Source organism: Acinetobacter sp. FDAARGOS_515 (assembly GCF_003938865.1).
Classification (GTDB): Bacteria; Pseudomonadota; Gammaproteobacteria; order Pseudomonadales; family Moraxellaceae; genus Acinetobacter; species Acinetobacter ursingii.
In genome coordinates this window covers 2,623,773-2,640,082 of sequence record NZ_RKIX01000003.1, presented here as the reverse complement: position 1 = coordinate 2,640,082, position 16,310 = coordinate 2,623,773, and the positions used below count along the sequence as shown (strand labels likewise).

Sequence of the window (16,310 nt, the reverse complement as noted above, 5' to 3'; positions counted from 1 at the left end):
CCATGTTGTTATTAGGTAAACTCGGATGGGACTCTATCCCTAAAGAGCCAATTGTACTAGTGACAATGGTCTTAATGGCTATTGGTGCAATTGCTGTTCTAGGCGGTATCACCTATTTCAAAAAATGGGGATATCTCTGGAAAGAATGGTTTACATCTGTAGACCATAAGAAAATTGGTATCATGTATATCCTTGTGTCTGTGGTCATGTTATTGCGTGGCTTTGCTGATGCGATCATGATGCGTCTTCAACTGTTCCTTGCTAAAGGTGGCGGTGAAGGTTATCTACATCCAGACCACTACGACCAGATCTTTACTGCGCATGGCGTAATCATGATCTTCTTCGTAGCGATGGGTCTTGTTGTAGGTATGATGAACATTTCTGTGCCTCTACAAATTGGTGCGCGTGATGTTGCATTCCCATTACTTAACTCTTTAAGTTTCTGGTTGTTTGCTGGTGCTGCTGGTCTAATGATGGCTTCGCTTGTACTGGGTGAATTTGCTGCGACAGGTTGGATGGCTTATCCTCCTCTTTCTGGCATTCAGTATTCTCCTGGTGTTGGTGTTGACTACTATATTTGGGCACTTCAGGTTTCTGGTCTTGGTACGCTTTTATCTGGTGTTAACTTCTTTGTGACCATCATTAAAATGCGTGCACCTGGCATGAAACTGATGGACATGCCAATTTTTACTTGGACATCATTGTGTACAGCTGTTCTGATCATCGCATCATTCCCTGTACTTACAGCAACACTTGCCATGCTTACCCTTGACCGTTATTTCGGTTTCCATTTCTTCACCAATGAGCTTGGCGGTAGCCCAATGCTATATGTGAACTTGATTTGGACTTGGGGTCATCCAGAAGTATATATCTTGGTATTGCCAGCATTTGGTTTGTATTCAGAGATTGTTGCGACATTCTCACGCAAAGCATTGTTTGGTTATAAATCAATGGTATATGCAACAATCGCCATTACTGTATTGGCATTCGTTGTATGGTTACATCACTTCTTTACCATGGGTGCGGGTGCAAACGTTAATGCATTCTTCGGTATTATGACCATGATTATTGCAATCCCTACAGGGGTTAAAATCTTCTCTTGGTTATTTACCATGTACAAAGGACGTATTTCTTTCGATACACCAATGCTCTGGACACTTGGCTTCCTTGTGACCTTTGGTATCGGTGGTTTGACTGGTGTATTAATGGCAGTTCCACCTGCGGATTTCCTTGTACACAACTCACTGTTCCTGATCGCTCACTTCCATAACGTGATTATTGGTGGTGTGGTATTTGGTATGTTCGCTGGTATCATTTTCTATTGGCCAAAAATGTTTGGCTGGAAGTTAAATGAAGCTTGGGGCAAAGCTGCATTCTGGTTCTGGTTCTTTGGTTTCTATTTTGCATTCATGCCACTTTATATCCTTGGTTTCATGGGTATGACACGTCGTTTGAATACCTATGACAACCCTGAATGGGATCCATATCTAGCGATTGCATTATTTGGTGCTGTGTTGGTTGCGATTGGTATTGCGTGTTTCTTGATGCAAATTATTGTAGGTTTCCTACAACGTCATCAAAACATGGATTACACAGGCGATCCATGGGACAGTCGTACTCTTGAATGGTCGACTTCATCTCCTGCTCCATTTTATAACTTTGCACAAGTTCCTGAAGCAAATGGTGTAGACCGTTTCTGGACTGACAAAGAAAATGGTGTTGCGTATGCACGTCCTGCCAAATATGAAGACATTCATATGCCAACTGATCGTGCAGCTGGTTTCATCATTGCAATGTTTATTACATTGATGGGCTTCGCATTGATCTGGCACATTTGGTGGCTCGTTGCAGTAAGTTTCATTGCGGCTATTATCAGCTTTATTCGTAGTTCATTCACTAAAGAAGTGGATTACTATGTACCAGCTGCTGAAGTTGAGCGCATTGAAAATGAACGCTATGCATTACTTGAAAAACACTTGAAGAAGGACTAAGGATATGGCTGAAGTACTTCATCACGACAACCATGGCCATGACGGTCATCATGAACATGATGATACCGACTTAACGGTCTTTGGTTTCTGGACATACTTGATGAGTGACTTGATTTTATTCGGTACACTCTTCATCGCGTTCGCTGTTTTGAGCAGCCATGTTCCACCAGGTACACCAAGTGCACATGAGCTATTTGGTGAGTCTTTAGGTTTTGTTTTAACTGAAACCTTTGCTCTCTTGATCTCATCTGTCACTTTCGGTTTTGCAGTTCTGGCTTCGTACAAAAAGAACGTTAACCAAGTGATTATGTGGTTACTTATCACCTTTATCTTTGGTGCATCGTTCATTGGTATGGAACTTTATGAATTTCATCATTTAGTTCACGAAGGACATGGTCCAAGCACAAGTGCTTTCCTATCAGCATTCTTTACACTGGTTGGTACGCACGGTATTCACGTGACTTCTGGTTTGGTCTGGATGATTGTATTAATGTATCAGATCAAAACCAAAGGTCTGACATTACCAAATACACGTCGTCTTGCTTGCCTAAGTTTATTCTGGCACTTCCTTGACATCGTATGGATCTGTGTATTCAGCGTCGTTTACTTGATGGGAGTTCTCTAATGAGTAGTCACGATCATAATGCTGCTGGTGCATCTCACGGTAACGTTAAACAGTACACTGTAGGGTTTATTTTATCTGTTCTGCTCACCATCATCCCATTTGGGATGGTGATGGCAGGTGGATTTTCCCGCGGTCTATTAATGACCGTTATCGGAATTACAGCAGTTGCTCAGGTACTTGTACAACTTGTGTTTTTCTTACACATGAATACATCTTCTGAACAACGCTGGAATTTGATTGCATTCATTTATACTATTCTATGTATTGCCGTTCTTTTGATCGGTTCTGTATGGATCATGAACTATCTACACTTCAATATGATGCTCTAAACTGTTTGTCATGTTGAAAAAATATTTATTCCTGACTAAACCAGGAATTCTGTTTGGTAATTTCATTACCACCTTGGGCGGCTTTTTCTTAGCCGCCCAAGGACATGTAGATTTCCTCTTACTCATCCTCACCCTCTTAGGTACAACGCTTGTTGTAGCCTCAGGTTGTGTCATCAATAATGTAATTGATCAAGACATTGACCACAAAATGCAACGAACTCAAAATCGTGCCTTAGTTAAAAAAACGATTTCTCCATCCGTTGCACTTGTCTATGCCAGTGTGCTTGGAGTAATTGGTTTTAGCATTTTATGGTTTGGAGTGAATCCTTATTCATTCTTATTTGCTGTAATTGGTTTTGTTGTCTATGTGGGCTTTTATAGCCTCTGGTCTAAACGTACCACGATTCATCAAACCGTGATTGGTAGTATTTCTGGAGCGAGCCCTCCTGTCATTGGTTATGTTGCCGTCACCAATGAATTTGATGTAGCGGCTTTACTGATCTTCTTAGCTTATGGTCTTTGGCAGATGCCCCACTCTTGGGCAATTGCGATTTACCGCTTTGATGATTACAAAAATGCAGGTATCCCAATTTTACCAGTAGCGCGCTCTATTTTTAGAACCAAAGTTGAATGTGTCATTTACATTGTACTTTTTGCGGCAGTTCTCAATGGGCTTTACTGTTTTGGTTATACCAATGTCTTTTTTCTCATCACGTTTAATGCATTAACTGCATATTGGCTTTATTTATCACTCATTGGTTTTAAAGCTGAAAATGATCAGATTTGGGCAAAACGCTTTTTCCTGTATTCGGTAATCTTAATTACCTTACTCAGTGTAAGTTTTAGCTTTACTTACCATTCACCTGCGCCACATCTTCCTCTCTTTTAATAGAGAGGAAGATTTCTATTTATCCTGATTTGCACTGAAAACCATTTGTTTTTATTTGCACTTTTCTATATAATTCACCCTTCGCAATTTATGCGGCTTAACTTGAATTCATTATTCCAGTTATGACTCCTTGCTTCTAATTTTTATGTTAGGGGCTGTCCAAACCGTAAGGAGCTGACAATGCGTCATTACGAAATCGTACTTTTGGTACATCCAGACCAAAGCGATCAAGTAGTAGGTATGGTTGAACGCTATATCTCTCAGATCAAAGAAGCTGATGGTCAAATTCACCGTTTAGAAGATTGGGGCCGTCGTCAATTGGCTTACCCAATTAACAAAATTCACAAAGCACACTACATTCTTATGAATGTTGAATGTGGTCAAACGACTCTTGATGAATTAGAAGAATTGTTCCGTTATAACGACGCAATCATTCGTAACATCATCATTCGTCGTGAACACGCAATCACTGAAGAATCGTTACTTGCTAAAAGTGCTGAAGAAAAACGTGCGCGTAAAGCTCAACGTGAAGAAGCACAGCAATCACACGAATCTGCTGAAGAAGCTTAAGGAGAACATCAATGGCACGTTTTTACCGTCGTCGCAAGTTCTGCCGCTTTACAGCTGAGAATGTTGTGTACATCGACTACAAAGATATCGACACTTTAAAACAGTACATCACTGAAAACGGCAAGATTGTTCCTAGCCGTATCACTGGTACTAAAGCTCGTTATCAACGTCAATTAGCGCTTGCGATTAAACAAGCTCGTTACTTGGCTTTGATTCCGTACACTGACAACCATAAGTGAGGTGAGCTGTGGACGTTATCTTATTACAACGCATTAAGAACCTAGGTAAACTTGGTGACAAAGTATCAGTTAAAGCTGGTTTTGGCCGTAACTACTTGATCCCTCAGGGTAAAGCTGTTGCTGCTACTGAAGCAAACACTGCTGCTTTCGAAGCTCGTCGCGCTGAACTTGAGAAGCAAGAAGCTGAAGTATTAGCTGCTGCTCAATCACGTGCTGATCAATTGAACGAAGTGAATATCGTCATTACTGCGAAAGCGGGTGATGAAGGTAAACTATTTGGTTCTATCGGTACTCGTGACATCGCTGACGCATTAACGAATGCTGGTCTTACTGTAGACCGTGCAGAAGTTCGTTTACCGAATGGTGCGCTTCGTCACACTGGTGAATTCAACATCGCAATCCAATTGCATCATGATGTTGTTGCAGAAGTTCTCGTTACTATCGTATCTGAGTAATTTTTGTAAGAAAAAGGAGCATGCCTTCGCATGCTCTTTTTTTATTGTTCATTAATTTCTAAATAAATCTGATTTTATCTAAACTTGAAAAGCATAATAATAACAACTGCTCAAGCAATACTCTAAAATTAAAGCCTACTTTGAAAGTATTCAGTAATGCATTGTAAAGCACAGAAAATTATTCATATCTGAGCACAGAGTTTGTAGAGACTGAGAAGTTGCATCGATATCCTCTGATTTTAATCGATATCCTCTGATTTTAAACGATGAAATGCCCAATGAAATTCATCAGGCATTTTTGTTTGAACCACTAAAAATAAAATATCAGCCTAAAGTTCACACAATAATATTGCAATCATCCATTTTAATATGCACCACCAACCCAGTTAGTTTTAACGCGATAAATAACGCGTTAGATCTTCAACACCTTTTAAAGTCATAGGATACATATGATCTTCAAAGATTTGCTTAATTAAGCTGATAGTTTGCGTGTAATGCCAATAATTTTCTTCTTCTGGATTTAGCCATGCAATCTTATCAAAATGCTGGCGCAAACGACGCAACCAAACCTCGCCTGCTTCATCATTCATATATTCAACTGAACCACCTGCCGAACGTAGTTCATAAGGTGCCATACTCGCATCACCAACCACAATCACACGGTAATCGCGTCCATATTTATGAAATAGATCCCATGTTTCCAAACGGCTTGCTTGTCGACGATGATTATCTTTCCAAACATAATCGTACAGGCAGTTATGAAAATAGAAGTATTCCAGTGTTTTAAATTCAGTTTTGGCAGCACTAAAAAGTTTTTCACATTGTGCGATATAAGAGTCCATCGAGCCGCCAACATCGAAAAGCATCAGCACTTTAACACGGTTACGTCTTTCAGGAACTAATTGTACATCCAATATGCCCTGCTTTGCAGTTTCACGGATTGTACCATCAACATCAAGTTCTTCCGCTGCACCTTGACGTGCAAATTTGCGTAAACGGCGTAAAGCCAGTTGCATCTGACGTGTTCCCAAAATCTGTTCATCGTCCAGATTTTGATATTTCCGTTGTTCCCAGACTTTAACTGCTGAACGTTTTCGGCCAGGTCCACCAATCCGCACGCCTTCAGGATGATCCCCAAACGCACCAAAAGGCGATGTACCACCTGTACCGATCATTCGATTGCCACCCTGATGTTTTTTATGCTGTTCACGTAAACGTTCTTCCAGCATTTTCATCAGTTCTTCCAAAGAACCTGCTTTTTGTAGCGCAGCTCTTTGTTCAGGAGTTAAATGTTTCTCCAGTAGCTCCAAATCCAGCCATTCTTTGGGGATCTTTTGGACTTGCTTCAGTAATTCATCCAGATCGAAGGTTTCTATCCCGTCAAAATAATCCTTAATCGCACGATCGAATTTATCAAAGAAACGCTCATCTTTGACCAAAATGGTTTTAGCAAGTTGATAAAATTCATTCTGATCTGCAAAGACCAGTCCTTCAGCGACAGCCTGATTTAAATCAATGAGTTCACGCGTCGTAACAGGAACGCCATATTTTCTGAGGGTATAAAACAGCCGCACAAACATAAGCGACCACCCTTAACGACGTGACATAAAGGCGAGTCGTTCTAACAGTTGTACATCTTGTTCATTTTTAATCAATGCACCATACAGCGGCGGAATGGCTTTAGATTTGTCGTGATTGCGCAGCACATCTTCTGGCATATCATCGGCCATCAGCAAACTTAACCAATCAATCAATTCAGATGTCGATGGCGGTTTTTTTAAATTTGGTACCTGACGTAATTTAAAGAAAATTTGTAATGCTTCACTCACCAGTGTCGTTGAAATTTTTGGAAAATGTACCGCAATAATTTCACGCATGGTCGCTTCATCAGGAAACTCAATATAATGAAAGAAACAACGACGCAAAAATGCATCTGGCAATTCTTTTTCATTATTTGAAGTAATGATCACAATCGGGCGCTGAATAGCGGTAATCGTTTCCCCTGTTTCATAAACATAAAACGACATTTTATCTAGTTCATGTAACAAGTCATTTGGAAACTCGATATCTGCTTTATCAATTTCATCAATCAATAAAACACAGCGCTCTTCACTGGTAAACGCTTCCCACAATTTCCCAGGTTTAATATAGTTTTTAATATCATAAACCCGATCATCACCTAACTGGCTATCACGTAAACGCGATACAGCATCGTATTCATATAAACCCTGTTGCGCTTTGGTCGTGGACTTAATGTGCCATGTAATCAGTTTTAAACCCAAACTTTCAGCGACTTGTTCTGCAAGTAGTGTTTTACCTGTACCCGGCTCACCTTTGACCAATAATGGTTTTTGTAGCGCACGTGCAGCTTTAACAGCAAGTTTTAAGCTATCCGTTGCGATGTACTGATCTGTACCCGAGAAATGTTGTGAATCAACAGCCATCTTATAACCTTTATTTTTTTACTTAAATGGACGCGCGACTTTCATCAGAAGCCACTTTGTTCATGCGATATTTCGACCACGAATAACCGATAATTAACCCCACCCCAGTGACCAAAAGAATAAGCGATACATTCGCCCATACCAGTGCTTGCTCTTTGGTTAAAACACCAAATAACACCCCAAAAATAGCAGGTGCGATTTCTGCATTTGCACCATCGGAAACAGTCGGTGTCGCTAAAATTGCAAACAGAACGATCCAACTAATTCCACCCAAGAGATGAGGAAGTCGTTTTGCCACACCATACCAACACCATAAGACAATAATGGTTCCCACGACATAGACTGTCACAGCAATACTATCTTCTGGAACTGAATCAAGTGAGGACAACAGGCCGTTCCATATTGCACTGAGTTGATCAAGCACCTCTTAACCCCTCTGGTTCATCGGTTGGATTGATAAATCCTTCTGGTGGCATTTGAATAAAAAAGCCAGTGGTTTGTAGTGAATCCATCACATGTAACACGTTGACACGCGCCAGTTTTCGTGACTGAGAAAGTTCAAGATGCATGACAAATGTTGGTCGGCCAAAAGCCTGTCGAATCGTTTCAGGAACATTTTCTAAAGGATCTTTTCCTTCGACCTCATCATTTGGATAGTCTGGACGAGCAATATAAATGTACATTTCATCTTTTTTGCTCGATCTATAAATATCACAGTGCATATTTTACTAAACTCTCATCACTTGCTAAAAAGCATACATCAAAAATTCGGTGGTGACATTAGCGAATCGTAACCCAACAGTCGTCCTGAAAGATCATTTGGCTCTCAAGACTTATCGCGCCACCTGCATTTGGGTCATTAAAAAATCTTCATCTTCACGTAGAATCTGGATCAGGGGTTGGGTTAACCGTTGATAACGCCAGCCGAGTAAATATTCTGGTAAATCTTGCTCATCACCATGAAAAACAACGTGTTGATACAGTGCATTCATCCACTTTTTACGCAGTAGAACTTCTTTGGGAATTTCGGTCGTATCCACCACATTTTGAATCAATTGTTGCATTTTCATGCTGACATGTTCTGAACATTGTTTAATGGGTCGTGCCAAACGTAATGGCCATTCATTTTCTGGTGGCAAAAATTTAAGCAAATCCAGAATCGTTTTGCCATGTTCCCGAATAATATTTGGGCGAATATCTTTAATATGGGATAATTGGAAATTATTTTTGGGATTTTTTTCTACCAAATCAATCATGCTTGAATTTTTTAAAATAAAACTACGCGGCTGATTCAAAGCTTTAATCAGTTGTTCACGCCAGACACTAAGTTGCTGTAATTGCATAAGCTGCTTACGTGAGTGACGATAATTTCCAATATCAGTATAAAGCAGATGAACAGGCGTTTCTCTGGCAATTTCTTTGGTTAGACTTTGACAATCTTCGAGTACAAAATCATATTTATTTTTTTGTTGTAATTGTTGTTTCAATTGATTTGAAAGCTTGAACAGATAAATGACATCATTGGCTGCATAATTGAGTTGTTCAGTCGTTAAAGGCCGTGCGAGCCAATCTGAACGAGTCTGATCTTTTTCAATTTCAATATCTAAAATTAATTTCAGGGCATTTTGATAGCTGACCTGTAAACCATGCCCTAAAAATGACAAAGCAACTTGTGTATCAAATACATTTTCCAACGCATCTTGCTGAGCATAATGATAAATCAGATCAATATCTTCACCACAAGCATGGAAAATATTTTGCTTGGCAAGATAGAGTTTATTCCAAAAAGGCGTTAAATCCAGAGCAGCACCATCGAGTAAATAGATTTGCTCATTCACATTAATCTGGAATACACCCAACTTTGGCCAAAGCGTATCAACTTTAATAAATTCGGTGTCCAAAGCATACACTGGATATTGATCCATTTGCTGAAGAACGTGAGCAAAATCATCTTGCTGCTGAATAAAATGAAACATGTTTTCTCGATTTAACAACTAGCGCAGTTAACTGCGTCTGTATATATAACACTACAATTTGAGAATATTCTAGCCAAAACGTTATTAATGCTTTATTTTTTGAACGAAATTATCATTATATTTTTTAATTAACTTTTAAAGTCCTTTCACTCTCAAATAAATTTCAATTTTGTATCGCTTTACAACATGAAGAATCAATCCAGAGTCTGGTTTAATTTCAACTTAAAAGCTAAAAGTATGAAACAAGAATGCCTCATTTCATACGCATACGGTTATGGACGGCCTGACTTAAAGTATGGCTATCGACATATTCAAGTTCACCACCTTGCGGTACGCCTTGAGCAATACGCGTCATATTCAGTGGTAAGTGCTTGGTGGCTTCTACCAGATAATGCGCGGTTGCCTGACCTTCTACTGTCGCATTGGTCGCCAAAATCACCTCTTCAATCTGCCCTTCGCTTAGACGCTGGATCAGATAAGGAATGCCGATTTCTTCGGGACCAATGCCATCAAGTGGAGATAAATGTCCACCCAATACATGGTATTTCCCACGGAAACTACCGCTTTGCTCAATCGCCATGACATCGGCTGGAGATTCAACCACACAAAGAAGCTGCTGATCCCGATCATTGGAAAGGCAAATATCACAAATTTCATTTTCAGTCAGAGAATGACATATTTTACATTCATGAATATGCGAGGAGGCTTCATGTAAAGCATGTGCCAAACCAAAAGCACCTTCACGATTTTTCATCAGTAAATGTAATGCCATACGTTGAGCCGATTTCGGTCCAACGCTGGGTAAAACTCGTAATGCTTGAACAAGTTGTTCAAATCGATCACTAAACACAGATATTCCTCTGATAAAATCTGCTTAGAACATACCTGCTAAGCCAGGAGGTAAACCCATGCCTGAGTTTGCACTTTTCATTTTTTCATCCGCAACCAGTTCTGCCTGACGAACGGCATCATTTACTGCGGCAGCAATTAAGTCTTCAATCATATCTGGTTCGTCTTGAAGTAAATCAGGACTGATTTCGACACGTTTAACCACAAAGCGACCTGTCATGGTCACTTTAACCAACCCGCCGCCTGCTTCTGCTTTAACCTCAGTATTAGCCAACTCTTCTTTTGCCTTTTTGGCATTGGCTTCCATATCTTTTTGCATGCGTTGTGCTTGCTGCATGAGCATATTAATGTTCATAAATTTTTCTCCAAAAGATTTAAAACTAATAAGTTCAAATTAAAGCTAAACCACGTTCAATATCGCGAATAATATCTGAAATATCTTCAATTCCTACAGAAACTCGAATTAAGCCTTCCTGTATGCCTGCTGCCTGCTTTGCTTCAGGTGACAATTTACCATGAGTCGTCGTGGCAGGATGGGTAATTGTTGATTTTACATCGCCAAGATTACCTGTAATCGAGATAAACTGAGTATTATCGATGACTTTCCACGCGTCTTCACGACCGCCTTTTACTACGAAAGAGACAATACCACCAAAGCCATTTTGTTGTTTGGCTGCACGCTCATGACCAATATGTTCAGGCAAACCCGCATAATACACTTTTTCAACTTTGTCGTGCTGATTAAGCCATTCAGCAAGCTGTTGCGCATTTTCACAGTGCGCTTTCATTCTTAAACGTAAAGTTTCCAGACCTTTTAAGAACACCCAAGCATTAAATGGACTCATCGATGGGCCCAGTGTACGCACCACACCAAATACTTCTTCGAGTAACTTATGGTTGCCTGTCACTGCGCCACCTAAAGCTCGACCCTGTCCATCCAGATATTTAGTGGCTGAATAAACCACCAAATCTGCACCCAATTTTAAAGGTTGCTGTAAAACAGGCGTACAAAAACTGTTATCCACTACTAACATTGCATTTTGAGCATGTGCAATGTCGGCCAGAGCTGGAATATCAGCAATTTCAGCCAAAGGGTTGGATGGCGACTCGATAAACAAAATTTTGGTTTCTGGGCGCATTGCATTTTTCCATGCATCCAGATCATTTAAATCGACAAAGGTGACATCAACACCAAACTTTGCGATATATTTTTCAAATAATGCCACGATTGAGCCAAAAACGGCACGAGAACAAATGACATGATCCCCTGCTTTTAAGAAAGCCATGCAAACAGATAAAATGGCACCCATACCAGAACTCGTCGCAACTGCACGTTCAGCTCCATCCATTGCAGCAAGACGTTTTTCAAACATGGCCACGGTTGGGTTGGTAAAACGAGAATAGATATTTCCCGCCACTTCGCCAGAAAACTTGGCAGCCGCTTCTGCTGCATTTTCATATACGAAAGACGAGGTCAGAAAAATAGGTTCAGCATGTTCACCTTCAAAACTACGGGTATGCCCTGTACGGATTGCAAGAGTATCTAACTGGTATTCTAATTCATCGTTTTGTCTATGCATTGCTTAGTTCTCAGTCTAAAGACCGCTCATGTGGAAAAACTGCCAACATTTTGAGCTTCTACGGTATTTAAGGTCAAGGTAAAAGATCAAATTATCGCTTAGACTTCATCCAAACTTTTTTGGATCTGAGAAATATGCAACGAATGGAATCATTCAAATCACTTATCCATCATCAGCAAATCAAACTTAAACATCTTTCAGCGCGTCTTTTTCATGAAGAATCTCTGGTTTTATCACAAACAACACCCTATCAAGTGATTGCAGAGTTTGGGCAGACGCGAGTTCGTTATTATGCAGCAGCCGACAAATCTTATAAAGAACCCTTAGTTTTTGTTGCACCTTTGGCGATTAACATGGCGATTTATGATCTTTATCCCTATCGCTCACTCATTCAATACTTTCAAAATCATGGTTTTGATGTCTATCTGGTAGATTGGGGGCGTTTAACTTATCAAGATCGCCATCTCAATTTTTTATCTTTTGTCAGTAAAGCACTGCCTGAATATATTCAAGTCATCCGTGAACATTCTCAAAGTGATGAAATTTCACTACATGGCTGGAGTATGGCTGGTATTTTTGTGTTGTTATACAGTGCGCTCAATCAGCCAAATTACGTTAAGAATTTGATTGTTTTAGGAAGCCCAATTGATAGTTATGCATCTGGACGCATTGGCAAACTTTATCAATTTATGCACAAAACTATCGATCGACATAAAAAATTACAGCAACGAATTTATAACGGACTACCCAAACGCTTAATTCACACCCCAGGAATTTTAAATGCGTTGGGTTTTAAAATTCTTGATCCGAAAGGCTGGATTGATGGTCATATACAACTTTTAAAAAACCTTGAAAATAAAAAACTGGTGCAGGAACATGCCACACTCGGTAATTTTTTAAATAATATGATCGATTATCCAGGTGGAATTAATCAGGACATGTTATTTAATGTCTGGCTACAAAATCCTCTTAAAAAAGGCATTATTCATCTTAAAGATCAAGTTATTGAATTAAAAAATATTCGATCATCATTGTTGGTGGGTGCAGGTCGTAGTGATCAATTGGTTACAGCAGATGCGGTAAAACCCCTCACCCAATTGACAAATAGTAGTGATGTCACGTTTACTCTAATTCCCGGTGGGCATTTAGGGCTCATGTCCAGTCAGGCCAGTTCCGATGAGTTTTGGCCCATATTTAAAGATTGGCTCACACAACGTTCGACGCAGATAACAAAAGAGTAGATTATGGTTCAATCAGTTGCATTTATTGGTCTTGGCGCGATGGGTTACCGTATGGCATCGCATTTACCCAAACATTTCGATACTGTGTATGTCTGGAATCGAAATATGGACAAAGCCAAACAACATGCAACTGCATACGGAACCCAAGCGGTTGATTTAGCTCAGGCTGTACAGGCAGACATCATTTTTTCATGTTTACCGACCAGTGCTGATGTCGAACATTTGATTAATAGTGTCCAATTAAAATCAGGCAGCATTTGGGTCGACTGTACCAGTGGTGTACCTGATTCAGCTCGTAAACTCGCAACACAACTCAAAACTGAAAATGTTGATTTTTTAGATGCGCCTGTCAGCGGCCAAACCATTGGTGCAGATAATGCAACATTAACCGTCATGGTGGGTGGAGATCAGGCTGCTTTTGAACGTGCGTTACCCGCTATTCAGGCATTTGGAAAACTGATTAAACATGTCGGCACATCAGGCGCAGGTTTTGCGGTAAAAGCGGTCAACAACATGTTACTCGCAGTTAATCTATGGTCTGTTGCTGAGGGCTTTACCACACTGAAAGCGCATGGTGTCAATCTGACAGAAGCTTTGGACTGCATTAACGCATCTAGCGGGAAAAGTGGTGTGACCGAAACTGTATTGCCACAACGTATTTTGAATCGTAGTTTTCCTGTGACTTTTGGATTGCCACTACTCGCTAAAGATACAGGTATTGCACTGGAGCTGGTTCGTGATGCCAACTTACCAGCGCCTGTGATTGCTTTAGTCCAGAGTCTAATACAAGCTGCCAGTCTTACTTCCGAAGAAAATAGCGACTTCTCGGCTGCCATAAAAATGTATGAATCGTGGAGTAAAATTACACTAGAGTAATGATTCAACATTGCTTTTTCCTGTAAAGCCCCTATATTTAGACATAGGTCGTTACATTTACACCGATGAAAAGAGGATACCCTCATGAATAAGTTCGCTGTTGCACTTTTTACTGGAATGATGACCCTTGCAGGTGTCTCAGTGCACGCTGCAACATCCGACCAAGAATGCAAAAAACTTCAGGATGACTCTAACCTCATCTATGCATCAAAAGGTTTTTGTTTTAAAGATCCAGAAGCCAAAGCTAAATATGGAAATGAAAACTGTCACACTACCAAGCCCAAGTTTTCTGATAAAGAACAACAACGTCTTGACCAGATTGAACAGCGTCAGAAAGAGCTAAACTGTAAATAATAAATTTCTTTGATCACTGATTAGCACTCTTTATTCTTTTCAAAAAAAGGAATAAAGGGCTTGTGAAAGAAATCAAAGATCAAAACGTATTCAGAGGTTTGAAGGATAATAATATGACCTACGATGAGCAGAATATTTTTGCCAGAATCATTCGCGGTGAACTTCCAGCAATCAAGTTATATGAAGATGATCAGGTACTTGCATTTATGGACATTATGCCTCAGGCGGATGGTCATGCTTTGGTCATCCCTAAAACTCCTGCGGTGACTTTACTTGATTTACCCCCTGAAGCAGCGGCTTATACCATTCAAGTCGTACAAAAAGTTGCTCAAGCTATTGAAAAAGCACTGGATGCCAAAGGTATTGTTTTAATGCAACTGTCTGGTGAATCTGCGGGTCAAACCGTTCCACATGTGCATTTCCATCTGATTCCTAGCTCTATTCATCAATTGGGTCGTCATGCTGCACAAATGGGTGATCAGGAAAAAATTAAAACCCTTGCAGAAAAGATAAAAGCTAAACTTTGAGTAAAATTAACGTTTATAAAAATGGAGCTTAGGCTCCTTTTTTTATATAAAAATAATAAAATCAAATATTAAAATAAATTTCAATCCATCACCTGTCATCAAACTGTCACGTATTTTTCACCCATTTGTAACAAAGTTTAAAGATACTGCTTAGCAAGTTGGTGAGCTTCTGTAATTTTTTGTACATAAGCAAACTTTAAAAAAATAGTGAATTTGGGCATATGCCACTGAACTTGTGTTTTGGAGAAATCTCAATGAAAAAATTGCTTATCGCTGCCGCAGTATCAACGCTTAGCATCACCGCAGCGCAAGCAGCGCCAACTTTGTACGGTAAACTTAATGTTACCTTAGACCAAGTTGATAACAGTGATTTTGCAGGAAATGATGTCACTGCACTTAATTCAAATGCTTCACGTATCGGGGTAAAAGGTGAAGAAAAATTAACAGACAAAGTATCTGTTGTATACTTGGCTGAATGGGCAATCTCTACAGATGGTTCAGGTTCAGATACTGACTTAAGTATGCGTAACCGCTTTTTAGGTTTAAAATTCAATAAAATCGGGACTTTAAAAGCGGGTCGTTACGATACTTATTTTAAAACAAATGCGGGTAACAATCAGGATATCTTCAACGATCACACGATCTTGGATATGACTTCTGTTCTTCATGGTGAAGAGCGTTCAAATAACGCGATTGGCTTTGAAACAGATAAAGAGCTGATTATTCCAGGCTTACAGTTCAATATCATGGCGCAACAAGGCGAAGATACCAAAACTGATAATACGAGCTTGGGTAAAGAAGGTAAGCGTGATGGCTTTGGAGATGGAATCTCAACTTCTTTAACTTACGAAAATAAAGATTATGGCTTGGCTGCTGGTATTGCGGGTAATTTTGGATTAGCTGGTAAATATAATGCCTACAGTCTTTCTGGGATCTATTCAGACGCTGTTCGTGTAACAGGTTCTATTGATTTGGCAAAAGCAGGTGTCGATGGTTTAGTATTCGGTGCTTTATGGCAAAATGCTCAACCTACTGATGACACAGTATCGACCACAAGTGGTACAACTGTAACGTCGTATAAAGGTCTTGAAGAAGATGCATGGGGTTTAACCGCTGCTTACGCAATTGCTTCTACACCTTGGAAAATCAAAGGTGAATATATTGAATCAAATACCTCTGTCGACAATCGCTCAGATCGTAAAATTTCTCAATATGGCTTAGGCGTAGATTATAACTTCAATAAACAAGCTCGTTTTTATGGCGTATTGGCGCAACAAAAACGTGACTGGTTATCTGATGATGACAAGAAAACTGTTGTTGGCGTAGGTATGGAATATAACTTCTAATACTTCGCTACAAAAAAAT

At 39.8% G+C, this 16,310-nt stretch carries 20 protein-coding genes; 12 read left to right on the top strand and 8 right to left on the bottom strand.

The features are described 5' to 3' along the window. Positions 1 to 2 precede the first annotated feature (2 nt). The 7 genes from cyoB (at position 3) to rplI (ending at position 5,098) form a co-directional block, all read left to right on the top strand. Positions 3 to 1,991, top strand: a complete 1,989-nt coding sequence (gene cyoB, locus EGS47_RS14315) for a cytochrome o ubiquinol oxidase subunit I (RefSeq protein ID WP_004988183.1) — start codon at positions 3 to 5, stop codon at positions 1,989 to 1,991. A 4-nt stretch (positions 1,992 to 1,995) separates the two neighbouring features. Further along, the gene (cyoC, locus tag EGS47_RS14310; RefSeq protein WP_004988184.1) at positions 1,996 to 2,616 is read left to right on the top strand and encodes a cytochrome o ubiquinol oxidase subunit III; all 621 of its coding nucleotides are present in this window, start codon (positions 1,996 to 1,998) and stop codon (positions 2,614 to 2,616) included. Further along, entirely contained in the window at positions 2,616 to 2,945 is a 330-nt protein-coding gene (cyoD, locus tag EGS47_RS14305; RefSeq protein ID WP_004988185.1) for a cytochrome o ubiquinol oxidase subunit IV, read from the top strand. The genes cyoC and cyoD overlap by 1 nt, the downstream gene beginning before the upstream one ends. A 10-nt stretch (positions 2,946 to 2,955) precedes the next feature. Then, a complete protein-coding gene (cyoE, locus tag EGS47_RS14300) occupies positions 2,956 to 3,834 on the top strand; it encodes a heme o synthase (RefSeq protein WP_004988191.1) in 879 nt (292 codons plus the stop codon). Positions 3,835 to 4,014: 180 nt separating this feature from the next. Then, the gene (gene rpsF, locus EGS47_RS14295; RefSeq protein WP_004988194.1) at positions 4,015 to 4,404 is read left to right on the top strand and encodes a 30S ribosomal protein S6; all 390 of its coding nucleotides are present in this window, start codon (positions 4,015 to 4,017) and stop codon (positions 4,402 to 4,404) included. A gap of 11 nt (positions 4,405 to 4,415) precedes the next feature. Then, positions 4,416 to 4,643, top strand: coding sequence for a 30S ribosomal protein S18 (gene rpsR, locus EGS47_RS14290; protein WP_004988197.1), 228 nt, complete (start codon positions 4,416 to 4,418; stop codon positions 4,641 to 4,643). A gap of 8 nt (positions 4,644 to 4,651) precedes the next feature. Next, entirely contained in the window at positions 4,652 to 5,098 is a 447-nt protein-coding gene (gene rplI, locus EGS47_RS14285) for a 50S ribosomal protein L9 (RefSeq protein ID WP_004988199.1), read from the top strand. Between the two features lie 392 nt (positions 5,099 to 5,490). Here rplI and EGS47_RS14280 read toward each other — a convergent pair whose 3' ends face one another. The 8 genes from EGS47_RS14280 to EGS47_RS14245 form a co-directional block, all read right to left on the bottom strand. Next, the gene (locus EGS47_RS14280; RefSeq protein WP_034698733.1) at positions 5,491 to 6,678 is read right to left on the bottom strand and encodes a vWA domain-containing protein; all 1,188 of its coding nucleotides are present in this window, start codon (positions 6,676 to 6,678) and stop codon (positions 5,491 to 5,493) included. 12 nt (positions 6,679 to 6,690) lie between these two features. Beyond that, complete coding sequence (locus tag EGS47_RS14275; RefSeq protein ID WP_004988203.1) at positions 6,691 to 7,542, bottom strand: AAA family ATPase; 852 nt, start codon at positions 7,540 to 7,542, stop codon at positions 6,691 to 6,693. A gap of 22 nt (positions 7,543 to 7,564) precedes the next feature. Beyond that, the gene (locus EGS47_RS14270) at positions 7,565 to 7,966 is read right to left on the bottom strand and encodes a hypothetical protein (RefSeq protein ID WP_005004667.1); all 402 of its coding nucleotides are present in this window, start codon (positions 7,964 to 7,966) and stop codon (positions 7,565 to 7,567) included. Next, positions 7,959 to 8,264: a YcgL domain-containing protein gene (locus tag EGS47_RS14265; protein WP_005004668.1), complete on the bottom strand. Its 306-nt coding sequence runs from the start codon at positions 8,262 to 8,264 to the stop codon at positions 7,959 to 7,961. The genes EGS47_RS14270 and EGS47_RS14265 overlap by 8 nt, the downstream gene beginning before the upstream one ends. Positions 8,265 to 8,375: 111 nt before the next feature. Then, the gene (locus EGS47_RS14260; RefSeq protein ID WP_119686597.1) at positions 8,376 to 9,518 is read right to left on the bottom strand and encodes a ribonuclease D; all 1,143 of its coding nucleotides are present in this window, start codon (positions 9,516 to 9,518) and stop codon (positions 8,376 to 8,378) included. 253 nt (positions 9,519 to 9,771) lie between these two features. Further along, the gene (recR, locus tag EGS47_RS14255; RefSeq protein WP_004988213.1) at positions 9,772 to 10,368 is read right to left on the bottom strand and encodes a recombination mediator RecR; all 597 of its coding nucleotides are present in this window, start codon (positions 10,366 to 10,368) and stop codon (positions 9,772 to 9,774) included. Positions 10,369 to 10,392: 24 nt separating this feature from the next. Next, the gene (locus EGS47_RS14250; RefSeq protein WP_004988215.1) at positions 10,393 to 10,722 is read right to left on the bottom strand and encodes a YbaB/EbfC family nucleoid-associated protein; all 330 of its coding nucleotides are present in this window, start codon (positions 10,720 to 10,722) and stop codon (positions 10,393 to 10,395) included. A gap of 34 nt (positions 10,723 to 10,756) precedes the next feature. Beyond that, positions 10,757 to 11,947, bottom strand: a complete 1,191-nt coding sequence (locus tag EGS47_RS14245) for an O-succinylhomoserine sulfhydrylase (RefSeq protein ID WP_119686598.1) — start codon at positions 11,945 to 11,947, stop codon at positions 10,757 to 10,759. A gap of 143 nt (positions 11,948 to 12,090) precedes the next feature. Here EGS47_RS14245 and EGS47_RS14240 point away from each other — a divergent pair, with 143 nt between their 5' ends. From EGS47_RS14240 to EGS47_RS14220, 5 genes are all read left to right on the top strand, one after another. Next, complete coding sequence (locus EGS47_RS14240) at positions 12,091 to 13,188, top strand: alpha/beta fold hydrolase (RefSeq protein ID WP_119686656.1); 1,098 nt, start codon at positions 12,091 to 12,093, stop codon at positions 13,186 to 13,188. 3 nt (positions 13,189 to 13,191) lie between these two features. Further along, positions 13,192 to 14,064: an NAD(P)-dependent oxidoreductase gene (locus tag EGS47_RS14235; RefSeq protein WP_125269744.1), complete on the top strand. Its 873-nt coding sequence runs from the start codon at positions 13,192 to 13,194 to the stop codon at positions 14,062 to 14,064. Positions 14,065 to 14,148: 84 nt separating this feature from the next. Then, positions 14,149 to 14,418, top strand: coding sequence for a YARHG domain-containing protein (locus EGS47_RS14230; protein ID WP_004988220.1), 270 nt, complete (start codon positions 14,149 to 14,151; stop codon positions 14,416 to 14,418). A 113-nt stretch (positions 14,419 to 14,531) separates the two neighbouring features. Further along, positions 14,532 to 14,945, top strand: a complete 414-nt coding sequence (locus EGS47_RS14225) for an HIT family protein (RefSeq protein ID WP_119686600.1) — start codon at positions 14,532 to 14,534, stop codon at positions 14,943 to 14,945. Positions 14,946 to 15,199: 254 nt separating this feature from the next. Beyond that, positions 15,200 to 16,291 carry a porin gene (locus tag EGS47_RS14220; RefSeq protein WP_004988223.1) on the top strand — a complete coding sequence of 364 codons (1,092 nt, stop codon included), beginning with the start codon at positions 15,200 to 15,202 and terminating at the stop codon, positions 16,289 to 16,291. The last annotated feature ends 19 nt before the right edge of the window (positions 16,292 to 16,310 follow it).

Coding starts and splice junctions, on each gene's coding strand:
- cyoB (WP_004988183.1), top strand. CDS start 3: ATGTTGTTATTAGGTAAACTCGGATGGGACTCTATCCCTAAAGAGCCA.
- cyoC (WP_004988184.1), top strand. CDS start 1,996: ATGGCTGAAGTACTTCATCACGACAACCATGGCCATGACGGTCATCAT.
- cyoD (WP_004988185.1), top strand. CDS start 2,616: ATGAGTAGTCACGATCATAATGCTGCTGGTGCATCTCACGGTAACGTT.
- cyoE (WP_004988191.1), top strand. CDS start 2,956: ATGTTGAAAAAATATTTATTCCTGACTAAACCAGGAATTCTGTTTGGT.
- rpsF (WP_004988194.1), top strand. CDS start 4,015: ATGCGTCATTACGAAATCGTACTTTTGGTACATCCAGACCAAAGCGAT.
- rpsR (WP_004988197.1), top strand. CDS start 4,416: ATGGCACGTTTTTACCGTCGTCGCAAGTTCTGCCGCTTTACAGCTGAG.
- EGS47_RS14280 (WP_034698733.1), bottom strand. CDS start 6,678: ATGTTTGTGCGGCTGTTTTATACCCTCAGAAAATATGGCGTTCCTGTT.
- EGS47_RS14275 (WP_004988203.1), bottom strand. CDS start 7,542: ATGGCTGTTGATTCACAACATTTCTCGGGTACAGATCAGTACATCGCA.
- EGS47_RS14265 (WP_005004668.1), bottom strand. CDS start 8,264: ATGCACTGTGATATTTATAGATCGAGCAAAAAAGATGAAATGTACATT.
- EGS47_RS14260 (WP_119686597.1), bottom strand. CDS start 9,518: ATGTTTCATTTTATTCAGCAGCAAGATGATTTTGCTCACGTTCTTCAG.
- EGS47_RS14250 (WP_004988215.1), bottom strand. CDS start 10,722: ATGAACATTAATATGCTCATGCAGCAAGCACAACGCATGCAAAAAGAT.
- EGS47_RS14245 (WP_119686598.1), bottom strand. CDS start 11,947: ATGCATAGACAAAACGATGAATTAGAATACCAGTTAGATACTCTTGCA.
- EGS47_RS14240 (WP_119686656.1), top strand. CDS start 12,091: ATGGAATCATTCAAATCACTTATCCATCATCAGCAAATCAAACTTAAA.
- EGS47_RS14235 (WP_125269744.1), top strand. CDS start 13,192: ATGGTTCAATCAGTTGCATTTATTGGTCTTGGCGCGATGGGTTACCGT.
- EGS47_RS14230 (WP_004988220.1), top strand. CDS start 14,149: ATGAATAAGTTCGCTGTTGCACTTTTTACTGGAATGATGACCCTTGCA.
- EGS47_RS14225 (WP_119686600.1), top strand. CDS start 14,532: ATGACCTACGATGAGCAGAATATTTTTGCCAGAATCATTCGCGGTGAA.
- EGS47_RS14220 (WP_004988223.1), top strand. CDS start 15,200: ATGAAAAAATTGCTTATCGCTGCCGCAGTATCAACGCTTAGCATCACC.